At 63.0% G+C, this 16305-nt stretch carries 15 protein-coding genes; 9 read left to right on the top strand and 6 right to left on the bottom strand.

The features are described from left to right. Positions 1 to 4: 4 nt before the first annotated feature. From AC1DYJ_RS10255 to AC1DYJ_RS10245, 3 genes are read right to left on the bottom strand one after another with little or no spacing between them, the layout of a single operon-like run. Entirely contained in the window at positions 5 to 505 is a 501-nt protein-coding gene (locus AC1DYJ_RS10255) for a hypothetical protein (protein WP_477280516.1), read from the bottom strand. A 47-nt stretch (positions 506 to 552) separates the two neighbouring features. Continuing rightward, positions 553 to 1029: a hypothetical protein gene (locus AC1DYJ_RS10250; RefSeq protein ID WP_477280515.1), complete on the bottom strand. Its 477-nt coding sequence runs from the start codon at positions 1027 to 1029 to the stop codon at positions 553 to 555. 48 nt (positions 1030 to 1077) lie between these two features. Beyond that, on the bottom strand, positions 1078 to 2487 hold the full coding sequence (locus AC1DYJ_RS10245; protein WP_477280514.1) for an FAD-binding oxidoreductase: 1410 nt from the start codon (positions 2485 to 2487) through the stop codon (positions 1078 to 1080). Positions 2488 to 2607: 120 nt separating this feature from the next. On the opposite strand from AC1DYJ_RS10245, the gene AC1DYJ_RS10240 reads away from it, so the two are divergent. The 4 genes from AC1DYJ_RS10240 to AC1DYJ_RS10225 all read left to right on the top strand — a co-directional run bounded on the left by AC1DYJ_RS10240 (position 2608) and on the right by AC1DYJ_RS10225 (position 5387). Next, complete coding sequence (locus AC1DYJ_RS10240; protein ID WP_142865359.1) at positions 2608 to 3087, top strand: thioesterase family protein; 480 nt, start codon at positions 2608 to 2610, stop codon at positions 3085 to 3087. 236 nt (positions 3088 to 3323) lie between these two features. Continuing rightward, positions 3324 to 3521, top strand: coding sequence for a hypothetical protein (locus tag AC1DYJ_RS10235; protein WP_477280512.1), 198 nt, complete (start codon positions 3324 to 3326; stop codon positions 3519 to 3521). A gap of 277 nt (positions 3522 to 3798) precedes the next feature. Next, on the top strand, positions 3799 to 4947 hold the full coding sequence (locus AC1DYJ_RS10230) for a histidine kinase dimerization/phosphoacceptor domain -containing protein (RefSeq protein ID WP_477280511.1): 1149 nt from the start codon (positions 3799 to 3801) through the stop codon (positions 4945 to 4947). Continuing rightward, positions 4944 to 5387, top strand: coding sequence for a response regulator (locus tag AC1DYJ_RS10225; RefSeq protein WP_477280510.1), 444 nt, complete (start codon positions 4944 to 4946; stop codon positions 5385 to 5387). Before AC1DYJ_RS10230 ends, AC1DYJ_RS10225 begins: the two co-directional genes overlap by 4 nt. A 5-nt stretch (positions 5388 to 5392) precedes the next feature. Here the strand turns inward: AC1DYJ_RS10225 and AC1DYJ_RS10220 are convergent, their stop codons facing one another. Then, positions 5393 to 6298, bottom strand: a complete 906-nt coding sequence (locus AC1DYJ_RS10220) for a dienelactone hydrolase family protein (protein WP_477280509.1) — start codon at positions 6296 to 6298, stop codon at positions 5393 to 5395. Positions 6299 to 6571: 273 nt separating this feature from the next. On the opposite strand from AC1DYJ_RS10220, the gene AC1DYJ_RS10215 reads away from it, so the two are divergent. The 3 genes from AC1DYJ_RS10215 to AC1DYJ_RS10205 all read left to right on the top strand — a co-directional run bounded on the left by AC1DYJ_RS10215 (position 6572) and on the right by AC1DYJ_RS10205 (position 9529). Continuing rightward, positions 6572 to 6715, top strand: a complete 144-nt coding sequence (locus AC1DYJ_RS10215) for a hypothetical protein (RefSeq protein ID WP_477280508.1) — start codon at positions 6572 to 6574, stop codon at positions 6713 to 6715. A 22-nt stretch (positions 6716 to 6737) separates the two neighbouring features. After that, positions 6738 to 7169: a hypothetical protein gene (locus AC1DYJ_RS10210; protein WP_477280507.1), complete on the top strand. Its 432-nt coding sequence runs from the start codon at positions 6738 to 6740 to the stop codon at positions 7167 to 7169. A 287-nt stretch (positions 7170 to 7456) separates the two neighbouring features. Next, on the top strand, positions 7457 to 9529 hold the full coding sequence (locus tag AC1DYJ_RS10205; RefSeq protein ID WP_477426055.1) for a putative bifunctional diguanylate cyclase/phosphodiesterase: 2073 nt from the start codon (positions 7457 to 7459) through the stop codon (positions 9527 to 9529). 6 nt (positions 9530 to 9535) lie between these two features. Here AC1DYJ_RS10205 and AC1DYJ_RS10200 read toward each other — a convergent pair whose 3' ends face one another. Then, positions 9536 to 11848 (bottom strand): glucose/quinate/shikimate family membrane-bound PQQ-dependent dehydrogenase, encoded by a 2313-nt coding sequence (locus AC1DYJ_RS10200; protein WP_477280505.1) that lies wholly within the window; start codon positions 11846 to 11848, stop codon positions 9536 to 9538. A 165-nt stretch (positions 11849 to 12013) separates the two neighbouring features. Continuing rightward, complete coding sequence (locus tag AC1DYJ_RS10195; RefSeq protein WP_477280504.1) at positions 12014 to 12964, bottom strand: DMP19 family protein; 951 nt, start codon at positions 12962 to 12964, stop codon at positions 12014 to 12016. A 195-nt stretch (positions 12965 to 13159) separates the two neighbouring features. Between AC1DYJ_RS10195 and AC1DYJ_RS10190 the strand changes: the two genes are divergently transcribed. Further along, entirely contained in the window at positions 13160 to 14809 is a 1650-nt protein-coding gene (locus AC1DYJ_RS10190; RefSeq protein WP_477280503.1) for a LuxR C-terminal-related transcriptional regulator, read from the top strand. Positions 14810 to 14941: 132 nt separating this feature from the next. Beyond that, positions 14942 to 16231, top strand: a complete 1290-nt coding sequence (locus AC1DYJ_RS10185) for a flavin-containing monooxygenase (RefSeq protein WP_477280502.1) — start codon at positions 14942 to 14944, stop codon at positions 16229 to 16231. Positions 16232 to 16305: the final 74 nt, after the last annotated feature.

The raw sequence follows: 16305 nt of genomic DNA, 5'->3' as shown, positions 1-16305 counted from the left end.
CCGATCACCGGGATCCGACCGCCTCCATCAGCGCCGGCAGGACCGCCCCCTGATGAAGGCTGACCGAAAAGCTCTCGGCGATGAATTCCAGCGTCGAATCGTGGAAGGTCCAGATGAAGTGCCGGTAAGCGGAAAACAGCTCCGGCATGTGGCGCGAATGAACCCGGTTTGCCTTTTCCTGGGAAGCGATCCAGGACGAATTGAGGACTTCGAAAGCCGAATAGGGCTGCAGTCCCAGCCCATACAAGCGGTGCCCGCTAATGGCTTCGTCGTTTGGCGGGCCGAATTGAAATACCCGATAAGGATCCGCCGTCAGGATGGCGATCGACTGATCGGCTGTCGCGGGTGAGATCGAGCGCGGATTGGTGCCGTCGAATGACGAATCCGGAGTGTTGATGATGTAAGCGATGAGCAGCCTGCCCTCGTCGGCGAAGACATGCGGCAAGGGCGCGCCGGGGGCCGATTGCGGCACGTCGATCGGCAACAATGCCTCTGATGCCGGCATCTGCTTGGTCTCCCTCGGCAATTGTGCAGCTCTCGCGGCCCGCGATCTTATCGCGCCATCGCCCTTCGGCGATATTCGTTCAGCAGCACGGCCATCTCCTGGGGCGAAAATGGCCAGCCCTTGGGCAATGTGGCTTCGGCACCCAGGCTTTTGTTGATGCTGCGCATGACGGAGCTCTTCTTGACCCCCGGTGCAAAATTGTAGCCGATCATCTCGCCGGCTCTCGGCAGATCATAGACCTGGAAGCCTTCAACGTCCTGCCAGCGGACCAGTTTCGGCGATCGGACAAGACCGCCGCCGAGAATAAAACCTTGTCCGTCCAGCACCAGCATCTGTGGGCGCACAAGCAGCCAGGCAAACACCAGCGCGCATGGCCCGAAGAAGGCCATGCACCACCAAAGCCCGGTGGTGTCGTCGTCCTTGGAGACATAGATCATGAGAGCACTGCCCAGGACAAAGACGAGGCTGGCCAGCAGCATCAACAATGTCTTGCCGCTCGATGCCCTTATAACCAGGGGCTCCACAGTCTTGGTCCCGTACCGCATTGCCGCCCTCGCCCACTCCCATTTCGGCTATGCAGGTAATATCTTGCCCGGGTTCATAATGTCTTGCGGATCGAGTGCCTTTTTTATGGAACGCATGATATCGACGCCATGGCCGAACTCATGGCGCAGGAAGCCGATCTTGCCCTGACCGATGCCATGTTCGCCGGTGCAGGTGCCGTCCATGGCGATCGCCCGCATGTTGAGCCGCGCGACGAATTTCTCGGCCAGCGCGATCTCCTTGGGGTCGTTGACATCCATCAGCACCAGCACATGGAAATTGCCGTCGCCGGCATGGCCGACGATCGGCGCCACCAGGCCCATCTCGGCAATATCGGCTTCGGTTTCGGCAACGCATTCGGCCAGCCGCGAGATCGGCACGCAGACATCGGTCGACAGGCCCTTGGCGCCTGGCCGCAGCGTCAGCGATGCCCAGTAGGCGTCGTGCCTCGCCTTCCACAGTTTCGTCCGCTCCTCGGCGACGCTGGTCCACAGGAACGGCCCGCCGCCATTGTCTTCGGCGATCGCGCCAAACGTTTCGGCCTGTTCGGCGACGCCGGCATCGCTGCCATGGAATTCGACGAACAGGCACGGGCTCTCGGGATAGTCGAGCTTGGAATAATTCTTCATCGCCCGCATCTGCAGCGCGTTGACCAGTTCGATGCGCGCCACCGGAATGCCCATCTGGATGGTCGCGATCACCGCATTGCAGGCCGCCTCCAGGCTCGGAAACGGGCAGACGCCGCCGGAGATCGCCTGCGGGATGCCTTGCAGCTTCAGCGTCAGCGAGGTGATGATGCCGAGCGTGCCTTCCGAGCCGACCAGAAGCCGCGTCAGGTCGTAGCCGGCCGAGCTCTTTTTCGCCCGCTTGCCGGTCGTCACCGTCTCGCCATCGGCCATGACGGCTGTCAGCGACAGGACATTCTCGCGCATCGTGCCGTAGCGCACGGCATTGGTGCCGGATGCTCGCGTCGCCGCCATGCCGCCGAGCGACGCATTGGCGCCGGGATCGATCGGAAAGAACAGGCCGGTGTCGCGCAAATGCCGGTTGAGATCCTCTCGCGTCACGCCGGGCTCGACCGTGCAGTCGAGATCCTCAGGGTTGACCGCAAGAATCCGGTTCATGCGCGACGTGTCGACCGAGATGCCGCCGCCCGGCGCGTTGGTGTGCCCCTCCAGCGAGGAACCGACGCCGAAGGCGATGACCGGCACGCGATGCGCAGCGCAGGCGCGCACGATCTCCTGCACCTCTTCCGTCGTCTCCGGGAAAGCGACGCCATCGGGCGCCTGCGTCGGGATATAGGTTGTGGTGTGCGCATGCTGCGAGCGGATCGCCGCGCCGGTCTGAAAGCGTTCGCCGAGCTGCTGCTTGAGGATGCCGAGCACGGCGGCGATGCCTTCCTCGTTGCGTTCGACCGGGTTGAGGTCGCTCAGAGCCATGAATTCCTCCGCGAATGGACCAGCGTCCACGCTTGTTATGCGATTATGGATGCGTAGTCTTGCCCGCCATACGCTGTCCAGCACCAGAACGCGGTCCAGCACCAGAACAAGGAAGTTTCCATGCCCATCCCCGCCCCCTACGTCTCCAAGCCGATGGACATCGAAAAGGACTGGATCGACTACAACGGCCATCTCAACATGGCCTACTACAACGTGCTGTTCGACCGCTGCTCGGATGAAGCCTTCGCGGCGATGGGCATGGGGCTGGACTATGTCAAAGAGCGGCGCCTGACCATCTACACGGCCGAGGTCCATGTCTGCTACGTCCAGGAGCTGCATCTCGAACACAAGGTCGTCGTCTCGTTCCAGCTGATCGACCATGACGACAAGCGGCTGAGGGCCTACCAGGAAATCCGCCATGTCGACGGCTGGCTCGCCGCCACCTCCGAAACCCTGTCGCTGCATGTCGACATGTCCGGGCCGAAAGTCGCGCCCTTCCCCGCCGACGTCCAGGCCAAGGTGGAAGCCATGCGCGCCGCGCATGCCGCGCTGCCGATGCCCGAACGCGCCGGTCGTTCGATCGGCATCAAACGCAAGTAAGCCGAACTCCGTCCTCACCAGGGGCACCAAAGCCACACTCGCAAGTCAAAGTCGCAGCGTCCTCAATATCCACAGGTCGCTGCGCTTGAAGCGTTTTCGGGCCCGCGTTAACCTTACCCAGGTTTTAACGTTAACAAACCATTTGAGCCATTGAACGACTCAGCGGACCGTTTGAGAACGGGCTGATTAAGAGTTGCGATGCAGGCGGCGGGGCACAGGCGGTTCGAGGAACGTGCATGAAAACCGACATCAAGGTCGAAGTGGACAGGCTGGCTGCCGATCCGCGCGTTACCGACTATGATTTCTGGCGCTCCTTGAAGAACGTCAACAACGAAATCTTCCAGATCGCCAACAACAACGAGCCGATCCCCTTCGACATGATTCGCTGGCGGGCCATCCTCAAGCAGGCGCGCATGAAACGCGGCCACGTCTGACCTTCCCCCTGTCCTGAAATCGCCGCCAGCGCGCGAGCGCTACATCCCCGTTGACGACTGCAAAGCCGCCGCGCTGACCATCGCACACGGTCAGAATTTGTTCGCATGGATCGAATCGCGGACAGGCAACGAGCTTAAAAAGCCGTTTGTTCTCAATTGATTGCGGAACCAATGTTTTGGTTCCACAAACCGTCTGCTGCGACAAGAAAGCTTAGGATTGAACCAATTCCACGCCTTAGCCGTTGTGCCCCCTGAAAAAACGGCTTGGAGTGAAAGCATGGACTGGAAAAGGACCAGGGAACCGGCCGACGCATGGCACATGACGGACAATCTGCATGCCGAACACGGCAAGGGCGATCCGTTCGCGGCCGCCATTCGCGCCACCCGCATGTCGATGATCATCACCGATCCCCGGCAGCCTGACAATCCGATCGTCTTTGCCAATGACGCGTTCCTGCGCCTGACCGGCTATGAACGCGACGAGGTCATGGGCAAGAACTGCCGCTTCCTGCAGGGACCCAAGACCGACAAGGCAGCCGTCGGTAATGTGCGAGATGCGATCGCTGCGGGAACCGATATCGCCGTCGATCTGTTGAACTATCGCAAGGACGGTTCGACGTTCTGGAACGCGCTCTACATCAGCCCGGTGTCCAACGACAAAGGTGACATCCTGTTCTTCTTCGCCTCGCAACTCGACGTCTCCGACCGCAAGCGTTCAGAGCACCGCATCACCGCCGACAAGGAGCGCTTCGAGAAGGCGGTGAAGGAACGCACCAGCGAGCTCGAGGCTGCGCTCGAAGCGCAGACCACGCTCCTGCACGAGGTCGACCATCGCGTGAAGAACAACCTGCAGATGATCTCGTCGTTGATCATCATGCAGAGCCGCACTATCAAGGATGAAGCGACCAAGCAGTCGCTGACCACCATGCTGGAGCGCATCGAGGCGCTGAGCACCGTGCATCGCCGGCTCTACCAGTCGAAGGATGTCAGCCGGTTCGACGTCTCGGATTTTGCCAGGGATCTGGTAACCGACCTCTTGACCGCCTCAGGGCGTGCCGAAATCAAATCGACGCTGGACCTCGAACCGATCGTCATCTCGGCGGAAAAGGCCACGCCTGTCGCCTTGATGGTCAACGAGCTGGTCACCAACGCGCTGAAGCACGCGTTCAAGGAAAAACCCGACGGCACCACGGCGGGTCGCATCGGCATCAAGATGAGCCAGCCCGACGGCCACTTCAACATCGAGGTCTCGGATGACGGCGTCGGCATGTCGGACGCCAGCGGCGACGCCTCGTTCGGCATGCGGCTGATCAAGTCGCTTGCCCGTCAGTTGCATGCCGACATCGAATGGCGCGACGCGGGCCCGGGCACTAGGGTCGTCATCTCGATGCCGAACGAACCGCAGCAGAAAGGGAATGTGTCATGAGTGAACCTCTCAAGGTCCTGATCGTCGAGGACGAGGCGCTGCTGGCGATGGAACTGGAAAGCCTTGTCGAGGAGGCCGGTCACCAGGTCGTGGGCTGGGCGACATCCTCGGCCGAAGCAAAGGCGATGGTGGCAACCACCGATGCCGACATCGCCTTTGTCGATATTCACCTCACAGATGGACCGACCGGCGTCGAAATTGCCGAGCACATCAGAGAAAGCCAGCGCTCCGTGGTGGTGTTCATGACCGCCAATCCAAAACGCATTCCCGACCATTTCGCCGGCGCGGTCGGCGTCATCGCCAAGCCCTACACGATGAACGGGTTGGTGTCGGCGTTGCGCTACCTGCAGGAGGGCGTGCGCCGCCCGCCTCCGGTCTCGGTGCTGCCGGCCGGCTTTACGCTGTCGCCAGCCTATCAGAGCGTATGGGCGGCCGCGTAAAGCGGCTAAGCCAGCTTCTCCTTCAGGAAAGCGATCGTCCTGCCCCAGGCGAGGTCGGCTGCCTTCTTGTCGTAGCGCGCGGCTGACGTGTCATTGTTGAAGGCATGGTTGACGCCGTCATAGACATAGACCGTGTATTCGACATGGGCGGCGTCGAGCGCCTTCTTGTAGGCATCGATGCCGGCGTCGATGCGCTCGTCGAGCCCGGCATAGTGCAACAGCAGCGCCGCCTTGATCTTCGCCGCATCCTCGGCTTTCGGCTGCATACCGTAATAGGCGACGCCGGCAGCAAGATCGGACGCGTTGACGGCCAGATTGTTGACTGCGCCGCCGCCCCAGCAGAAGCCGACCGCGCCGACCTTGCCATTGCCGCCCTTGTCAGCCTTGAGATAGGACATGGTCGCCACGCCATCGGCGGTGACCTGGCTTGCATCGAGCTTGGTGAACATGTCGCGCGCCTTGTCTTCGTCAGCGGGCGTGCCGCCGAGCGGCGAAAGGAAATCCGGCGCCAGCGCCACAAAACCTTCTAGCGCCACGCGCCGCGCAATATCCCTGATATGCGGGTTGAGCCCACGGTTTTCATGAATCACGATGACGGTGCCGAGTTTGCCGGACAGGCTCGCCGGCTTGACCAGATAGCCCGTCATCTCGCCGCTTGAGCCGGCATAGGTGATATCTTCAGCCTTCACCCGCGGATCGTTGTCGGCGACGATCGCCGCTTGCGCCGAATTCGCCGCGAGCAGCGGCGCGATCGCGGCCGCCGCGGCGCCCGACCCGGCGAGCCTGGTCAGCTGTTCCATGAACCGGCGGCGGTCGAGCGTCAGATGCGTGTATTCGTCATAGGCATCGATCATCGCCTGGCTGATGACAGGCTTGGCGGCTTCGGCGGCTTCGGCGGTGGGTTTCGTCATGGCGTGCTCCTCGCTGGGAGATGACCTGTGGGTCACTCCGGGATGACCTCACGGTCACCTCGCGGATCAAGATAGGGTGCAAGCTGGCACGGTCCAGTCACGGATCAGTGACGTTCGCTGCGCCATCGCGCGGCTGGCAAAACCGGCGCAAATGGCAAGCAGTCATCACATTTTGGTCATTTCGGCAGATGTTGATGGTTGTCGCCACAATATGAGGGGAAGCTGACTGTGGCTTCGCCTGTCAGGCTGGCCCGACGAGAAGGAATAAATTTGATGACCTTGTCCACTCCGATCCTTGCAAGTGCGCTCGTGCTTGCTGTTGCAGCCTTGCTGGCAATGCGCTCCGCCGCTGCCGCGACCGCCGCGCGGATGGTGAAGGTCCGCGTCGACCGGCGCCGTTCCAAAGCCCGCAACTGACAGAAATGCCGAGGGAAATACCATGGACGCCCAGAGCATCGTGAACACCGTCGCCGAGAAAGCCGGCCTCGATCAGGCCGTCACCGAAAAGGTCGTCGGCACCATCTTCTCGGTGCTTGAGCACGAGGCCGAAGGCACCGCTGCCTCATCGTTCTTCGCCAAGATCCCCGGCGCCGACGCACTGGCGCAGAAATACGACGTCATGGCCGCCGCCCCTGCCGGCGGCGGTGGTTTCCTGTCGTCGCTGCAAGGCGCGCTTGGCGGCGTGCTCGGCGAAAAGACCGGCGCGCTGATCAACGGCGTTGCCGCCCTCAAGGCATCCGGCCTCGACATGGCGCAGATCCAGAAGGCCGGCACCACACTGATCCAGCAGGCGCAGGCCGCGGCGGGACCGCAGCTGACCAACGAGGTGCTGGACTCGGTGCCCAGCCTGAAGGGCCATCTCGGGCTCTGATCCCGCTGTCCCTCTCTACGATCCGGAGCACCGCGCCGGCGCTTGGGCCGGCAGCGCGCGATCCGCATCGCGTTGAGTGCAGGTGCGGACCTTAAAATATCGATATTCTGCGCTTTCTGAACAGATCGTACACTTTCTGGAAACCATGCAACGAGAACGCGCAAGCGCGCTCCAATGCAATTAATCACCTATTAGAAGTTGAAACCCAGAGTCAGGATTGAATTATCGGCAATCGTGTCTGTGGGGCGGTTGCCTTTCTCGCCTATGATCGAAGGAAGCATCCGACCATGATGCGCGTCATCTCCTGTGTGGCAATGGAGCACAATCTCTGGCTGGTGCTGGTGGCGGCGTTGGTCTGCAGCGCCGGTTCCTGGGCCACGATCAGGCTCTTCCTGCGCGCTCACGAGGCAACCGGCCTGCAGCAGATCGGATGGCATTTCCTGACCGCGGTCTGCGCCGGATCGTCGATCTGGTGCACCCATTTCATCGCCATGCTGGCCTACGATCCAGGCGCGCCCATCGCCTTCGATCCGGTGCTGACGATCGCCTCGCTGTTCATCGCCATCGCAGGCACCGCCGCCGGTTTCATCGCCGCTGCGGGCCGTACGCGCATTGCCGGTTCCTTCGGCGGCATCATCATCGGCCTGGCCATTTCCGGCATGCACTATACCGGCATGGCCGCCTACCATGTCGATGGCCTGGTCGAATGGGACATGACCTATCTCGTCGTCTCGATCGCTCTGTCCGTGCTCTTTGCGTGCATGGCCATCAACGTCGCCCTGAATCATCGGATACGAGGCCATAAATACTGGGCCGCGACGATCCTGGTGGTGGCCATCGTCAGCCTGCATTTCACCGCCATGGCAGCCTTGCAGGTGACGCCGCTGGCGATGCGCGGCGACTACACAGATCCCGCCGCCTTGCAGGCCATGGCGCTTGGTGTCGCCGTCGCCGGATTGATCATCATAGGCACCGGCCTAGCCAGCTATCTGATCGACGACCGCTCGCGCTCCGAGGCCTTCCGCCGCCTGCACCATCTGGCGATGAACGACGCGCTGACAGGGCTGCCGAACCGGGCCAATTTCAACGATCATCTCGATCACGAAATCGACCGCGCCAGGGAACTCGGCGGCAAGCTCGCGATCGTCGGTATCGACCTCGACCGGTTCAAGGAAATCAACGATCTCTGGGGCCACAGCGCCGGCGACCAGGCCCTGAAGACCCTGGCCGTGCGCATGAGCGCGCTTCTGCAGGAGGGCGAATTCGTCGCCCGTCTCGGCGGCGACGAGTTTGCCGGCGTCAAGCGGATGAAGAGCCAATCGGACCTTGTCGATTTCGTGTCGCGCCTTGAAGCAGCACTTTTTGCGCCGATCGGGATCGACGGTATCGAAGCCACGACCGGCGCCAGCCTTGGCGTCGCGATCTATCCCAACGACGCGCAGAACCGCGAAACCCTCGTCAACAACGCCGATCTGGCGATGTACCGCGCCAAGGCCAATGTGACGCGAACCGTCTGTTTCTACGAGCAGGCCATGGACGAGGCCGTCCGCGCCAACCGCACGCTGGCCAATGATCTTCGCGATGCCGTCGAGAACGGACAACTGGACCTGCACTATCAGGTGCAGACGTCGGTCTCGACCGGCGATGTCAGAGGCTATGAAGCGCTGCTGCGCTGGAAGCATCCGACACGCGGCAACATACCGCCGGTCGAATTCATTCCGCTGGCCGAGGAAAACGGTCTCATCCTGCCGCTTGGCGAATGGGTGCTGCGCACCGCCTGCGCCAAGGCCGCCTCGTGGGAACACCCCTACAAGATCGCGGTCAACCTGTCTCCGGTGCAGTTCGCCCATGCCGACCTGCCGAAGCTCGTCCACGAAATCCTGCTCGAAACCGGCCTGCGTGCGAACCGGCTCGAGCTGGAGATCACCGAATCCACCATCATCGCCGACAAGAACCGCACCTTGACCATCTTGCGGCGCATCAAGGCGCTGGGCGTCACCATCGCCATCGACGATTTCGGCACCGGCTATTCGTCGCTGGAGACGCTGAGAGCCTTTCCCTTCGACAAGATCAAGCTCGACCRCTCGTTCATGTCCGAGGTCGAGACCAGCCCGCAAGCCAAGGCCATCATCCGCGCCGTGCTGGCGCTCGGCCAGAGCCTCGATATACCGGTGCTTGCCGAAGGCGTCGAAACGCAAAGCCAGCTGTCGATCCTGCGCGCCGAGGGCTGCAACGAAGCGCAAGGCTTCCTGCTCGGCCGGCCGGCGCCTTTCGCCGACATCTTCGCCCTGGTGCATGGTAAGGACGCCGCCTTCGCCATCAGGCTTGCGCCCGCATTGCCGGTCCAGGCGGTCGCCTAATCCATCCTATTTCGGCAGCGTATACGCCATCACATAATCGCCCGGCTTGGTGCCGACCGAGCCGTGGCCGCCGGCGACGATGACCACGAACTGGCGGCCGTCGGCGACGGTGTAGGTCATCGGCGTCGATTGCCCGCCGGCCGGCAACCGGGCCTGCCAGAGCTGCTTGCCAGATGTCAAATCATAGGCGCGCAGATAGTCGTCGACCGCCGCCCCCAGGAAGGCGACGCCGCCGGCAGTGATCATCGGGCCGCCAATGCCGGGAACGCCGACCTTGAGCGGCAGTGGCAGCGGCGTCATGTCATAGACAGTGCCGTTGCGGTGCTTGTAGGCGATCTTGCCGGTTCTGAGATCGGCACCGGCGACATAGCCCCATGGCGGCGCCTGGCAGGGAATGCCGAGCGGCGACAGGAACGGCCCCATCACCACCGCATAGGGCGCGCCCTCATTGCGGTTCAGCCCCTGTTCGCTGCCGCGGCCTTCATCCGGCGGCGGCACCTGATCGCGCGGGATAAGCTGCGACTTGAAGGCGAGATAGGTCGGCATGCCGAACATCACCTGTCGCACCGGATCGACAGCGACGCCGCCCCAGTTGAAGGTGCCGAAATTGCCGGGATAGATCAGCGACCCCTGCACCGAAGGCGGGGTATAGCGGCCCTCATAGCGCAGGCCCTGGAATTCGATCCGGCAGGCCAGCTGGTCGAACATGGTGATGCCCCACATGTCGGCGCCGGTCAGCGGCTTCGGATTGAAGGAGAGATCCGAAGACGGCTGCGTCGGCGAAGCATGATCGCCTTCGATGGCGCCGCCCGGCGCCGGCACTTCCTTGACCGGGATGATCGGCTCGCCGCTGCGCCGGTCGAGCACATAGAGGTCGCCCTGTTTGGTCGGCCCGACCAGCGCCGGCACGACGCCGGCAGCAGTGGTGATGTCGACCAGTGTCGGCTGCGCCGGCACGTCCATGTCCCAGAGGTCGTGATGCACGGTCTGCCGAACCCAGCGCAATTGTCCGGTGGCAAGATCGAGCGCCGTTATCGACGAGGAAAACTTCTCGACATTGGCGCTGCGTCCGGCGCCGAGCTGGTCCGGCGTCTGGTTGCCGAGCGGCACGTAAAGAAGGCCAAGCTTCTCGTCGGCGCTCGCCGTCGACCACATGTTGGGAGAGTTGTGGGTGTAGGTCTGGCCTGCGGGCAGCGGCGTCGTGACGTCCGGATTGCCGGAATCCCAGTTCCACACCAGCGCGCCGGTGTCGACATCGAAGGCGCGAATGACGCCGGACGGTTCCTCGGTCGAATAATTGTCGTTGACCGCGCCGCCGACAATGATCTTGCCGCCTGATATCAGCGGCGCCGAGGTCGAGTAATAATAGCCCGACTTCGGATACGGCATGTTGGTCAACAGGTTCAGTGTGCCGGCCTCGGCGAAGGACGGGCAGACCTGGCCGTTGGCGGCGTCGAGCGCGATCAGCCGCGCGTCCGAGGTCGGCAGGTAGACGCGTGTCGCGCAGGCCTGGCCCGCCGCGATCTTGGCATCGGCGTAGTAGGACACGCCTCGGCAGGTCTGGTGCTGGCGGTTCCTGTCGAGCTTGACCTTGGGGTCGAAGCGCCATTTCTCCTTGCCGGTCGTAGCATCGATGGCGATGGCGAAATTGTGCGGCGTGCAGATGTAGAGAGCGTCGCCAACCTTGAGCGGCGTCACCTGATAGGTGGTTTCGCCGACATCGTCAGGCCCTTTCACGTCACCGGTCTGATAGGTCCACGCCGGCTGCAATTTGGCGACATTGTCCGGCGTGATCTGGTCGAGCGGCGAATAGCGCTGGCCGAACTGCGTGCGGCCATAGAAGTGCCATTCGCCGGGAGGCACATTGCCGCCGAGATCGGCGGTCGGCGTCACCTTGTCGGCGCTGAGTTCGCCGGCAATGTCCTTGGGATCGGCGGTCATCGAATAGCCGGCCACGGCAAGTGACGCGAGCACCGCCAGGATGAGTGGCGCGCGCGCGTCGGGACCGCTGAGGCCCTGCCTTGCCCACGGCGTCAGCAGCCACAGCGCCAGAAGCACGATGATGCCGCCGCGCGGGCCGAGTTCCCACCAGTCGAAGCCGATTTCCCACACCGCCCAGGCCAGTGTGCAGAGCACGATCGCAGCATAGAGCCACAGCGCCGTAGACTTGCGCCGGAACAGCAGCCAGGCGGTTATCAGGAAGGCGAGACCGGTGATGACGTAATACCAGCTGCCGCCCAGCATCGCGAGCCGCATGCCACCGCCGCCAAGTGCCAGGCCGATGAGGAACAGGATGAGGGAGGTGATGACGACAGCCAAGACGATACTCCTTCGACTGATGCGCGCTCCGTGACGCGGCCATGGGCAGCCAGCATCCCGTCCCTGCCCCCGAAGGTACAACTTTCTCCCGCCCGCCGTGCCTGTCAAGCAAAGCTGACCGCACAGGTTGAGAACACAGCGATGTTACGGCCTCTTCGCGCCGGCTCAGCGGCGCAGCACATCCATGAGATTGTGACCGGTCGAGCGCTGGACATGCGCAACGACCATCTCGGTCGGCACCTGCGCGATCGGATCGCCCTTGGCCGTCATGTCGAACAACAACGACCATTTCGGGTGGAAATAGGCGTAGCACATGCCGCGATCGGTCTCGACGACGAAGCGGACAATCTTGATGCCATCGCCAAGGTCCTGGCCCGGCTGACCCTGATGCCAGGCGATAAACCGGCGCGGCTCTTTCACCATGATGCAGAGATAGCCCATCGCCTGCTTGAGCGGGTCTCGGGCGTCGTCTTCCTTGGCCTGGCGCTCGCGCTCGGCCTTGCGCGCCGACGCATTCTTGTTCGCCGCAGCGAAGGCGTCGGTGACCGCCATATATTCGTCGTCGGCGACGACCTTGAGTTCGGGCAGCGACTTCAGCCAGGTCCGGTTCGCCTCGATCAGCGGCTTGTGCCGGCAGAGTTCGTAGAATTCCTTGTCGAGTTTATCCATCGCCGGGTCGATCTCGCCGAAACCACCGCCCTTGAACACCTTGTCCATCCGCGCCGGCTCGGCCTTGGCGAAGGTCAGGAACCGCCGGTGCAAGGTGGCGGCGTCATGGCGCATGGCCTCGAGGCCTTCCTGGCAATCCCGCAGCGTGAAATCCAGCATGTTCGAATTGGCGGCGTATTGCGAATGGCCGCCATTGTTCACCTGCGCCATGTAATAGTCGACGTGATAGGAGCGCAGTGCGTTCTGCGCCAGCTCGTCCCTGTTGTAGTACGCCTTGCGCAGGGCAAAGTTGACGAAATTCACCACACTTTGCACGAGGTCATAAGGGCTGTCCGACTTGTAAGCCTTTTCCGGCACAATGATCTTTCGACCGTCATCGCGTGATTGCGGCGTGGCGTCGCGACCGCCCAGAACCTGAGCTACCCTGCGTCCAAATACTCCAATCAACACCGCCTCCATTGCAGCCTTTGCTTGCAATAGTGTCGCAATGCTGTTGATTTCCGATGAACCGACAGCCTAAACGGCCCGTAAAGCAGCTGCCGAAGACTGTCTTTATTGTCCGCATGGGCATCGCGTTCACGCCGAAATGACGCCGCCGCGCATTCGCCATTCTTCTGCGCGCTTTCGAGCGATGCTATATGCATGCTGCCGATGAAGACCGATGCCGCCTCATTGCTCGAGAAGGCCCGCAATGCCTATGGCCAGCGGCAATGGGCGGATGCGTTCGAGCTTCTGCAGGCGACAGACGAGATCGCCGCGCTGGCGCCGGAAGACCTGGAGCGGCTGATGTGGTCGGCAGGAATGCTGGACCGCGACCCCGACATCTTCGCCGCCGTCGAGCGCCTGTTCAACCTGCATGCCGAGGCCGGCCGCGACGATCAGGCGGCCTATTGGGCGTTCTTCCATGGCTTCCGGCTGATGGCTTTGCGCGAGGAGGGCCGCGGCACCGCCTGGCTGCAGAAGGCGCAGCGCCATGCCGAGAACTTTGGCCGCGAATGCGCGGCGCAAGGCTACCTGATCATGCTTTCGGCCCATAGGGAACTCAGGGCCGGCAACGATGCGGCTGCCGCGGTGTTCGCCGCGCAGTCGCTGGCGATCGGCGAGCGTTGTTGCCATCTCGACCTGATCGCCTTCGCCCGCTGCTACCTCGGCCGTGCGCTGGTGCGGCAGGGCCGGATCGAGGAAGGCATCGCCTCGCTCGACGAAGCCATGCTGCCCGTCGTCGATGGCAAGCTTTCACCTGTCGTCACCGGCCTCATCTACTGCAATCTGATCGATGCGTGCCGGCAGATCTATGCCTTCGATCGTTCGCGCGAATGGACAGACGCGATGTCGAACTGGTGCGGATCGCAGCCACAGCTGGTTCAGTTCAACGGCCTATGCCGGCTGCACCGGGCAGAGATCATGGAGGTGAACGGTGCCTGGCAGGATGCCGTTGCCGAAGCGCGGCGCGCGACGTCATCATTGGCCCGCAATGTCAGCAACGAGACGACTGCCGGCGCGGCCTACCAGGAAGCCGAAATTCACCGGCTGCGCGGCGAGTTTGCTGCCGCCGAAGAGCTCTATCGCACCGCCAGCCGGCTCGGCCTGGAGCCGCAACCGGGCATGGCGCTGCTGCGCCTCATGCAAGGCCGTGCCGAGCAGGCGGCGGCAACCATGCGCCGCGTGCTCGGCACGACCAACACCCCGCTCGGCCGCGCCCGCCTGCTTCCGGCGCTGGTCGAGATCATGATTGCCGCCCGCGCAATCGACGATGCGCGTGAGGCTGCCCAGGAATTGCAGGCGACAGCCGACCGTTTCGCCACCGACATTCTCGTTGCGATGGCGTCGCAGGCTCGCGGCGAAATCGAACTGAACGACGGCAATGCATCAGCCGCACTTGGCCATTTCCGCGCGGCACTGGCGACATGGCGCCACGCCGGCGCGCCCTATCTCGAAGCGCGCTTGCGTGTACTCGCCGGTCAGGCCTGCCGCGCGCTTGGCGACGAGGACAGCGCCGGGCTCGAATTCGACGCCGCCCGCGCGGTTTTAACCGAACTTGGCGCCACGCCCGAGCTTGCCCGCGTCACGGCGTTGACCGCGCCGAACAATGTGCGCCCGCACGGCCTGACCCGGCGCGAGATCGAGGTGCTGGGCCTTGTCGCCACGGGCAAGACAAACCGGCTGATCGCCACGGACCTCGGTCTCAGCGAAAAGACCGTCGACCGGCATCTCAGCAACATATTCGACAAGCTGGCGGTCAACTCGCGCGCCGCAGCGACGGCCTTTGCCTTCCAGAACGGGCTGCTCTGACACGACGACGATCGCTGGTCATGGGGGAAAATCCCCATTGCGTTTTCTTGGTCCGGTGAGGTGTCTCCCCGAAGCGGCGCCGGGCCGGACCGCTATTTTGCTCCATGGCTGACGAAACCAGATGGAGCAATCATGACCCCGATTTCGACACCCCGCCCGACTGGGCACGCAACAAGACTGCCAGGCCGCCGCGTCGGCATCACCGAGACAAGGATGCGCGCCGGCGCGTTGCTGGAACAGGGAACGGCCTTCATGCAGCTGGAGGCCGAAGCGCTGCAGGGCGGCAAAAGGACATCAGGCCAGGCATCATCCGGCGACGAAAAGCGGTCAGCCCTCAGTGAAGAGCATTTCGACGTCATCGTCATCGGCGCCGGCCAATGTGGTCTGTCGGTAGGCTACCATCTCGCCCGCAAAGGCATGAAGTTCATCATCCTTGAGGCACGCGAACGCATCGGCGACATCTGGCGCTCGCGCTGGGATTCGCTGCGCCTGTTCACGCCGGCGCGCTATGACGGGCTGCCTGGCATGCCCTTCCCTGCCGGCCGCTATGATTTCCCGACCAAGGACGAGATGGCCGACTATCTCGAAGCCTATGCCGAAAAATTTTCACTGCCCGTGCGCACCGGCGTCAAGGTCGACGAAGTCACCCGCAGCGACGGCCGCTATGTCGTGACGGCCGGCCGGACGAACTATAGCGCCGACCATGTCGTCATCGCCTCGGCAAGCTATCAGAAACCGAAGCTGCCGGACTTCGCCGCACAGCTCGATCCGTCGATCCGGCAATTGCATTCGAGCGCCTACAAGAACCCGGCGCAGCTCAATCCGGGCAGCGTGCTGCTGGTCGGCGCAAGCAATTCCGGCGCGGAAATCGCCATGGATATCGCCTCTTCGCATCAGGTCTGGCTGGCCGGCCGGCATCCCGGCAACATTCCGGTCGCCTATAACGGCTATTTCGCCATGCGGCTGGTGCTGCCGGTCGTGTTCCGCTTCGTCTTCCACCGCCTGCTGACGGTCGACACGCCAATGGGTCGCAAGGCCAAGCCGAACCAGCTCTCCCATGGCCTGCCGCTGATCCGGGTCAAGCCTGCCGATCTCGACGCTGCGGGCGTCCGCCGGGTCGCCCGCGTCGCTGGTGTGCGCGACGGCAAACCGCTGCTCGACGACGGCCAGACCCTCGACGTCGCGAACGTCGTCTGGTGCACCGGCTTCAAGGGCGGGCTGGACTGGATCAAGCTGCCGGTCTTCGACGGCACCGGCCGCGTGAAGCAGTATCGCGGCGCGGTTGAAGGCGAACCAGGCCTCTATGTCTGCGGCCTGCATTTCCAGCACTCGACCTCGTCCACCATGATCCATGGTGCCGCACGCGATGCCGGTTACGTCGCCGACAAGATCGCCGAGCGGATGCGGGAGACGGCCAGGTAGAGGTTTTACACAGGCTGCCGGGCACTGGGGCGATAAAATTCGCACGGCGCCCGGGAATCTGGCTTCCAAACCAG

Source organism: Mesorhizobium sp. P2_B11 (assembly GCF_056404855.1).
This window is presented reverse-complemented; position numbering and strand designations above follow the sequence as displayed.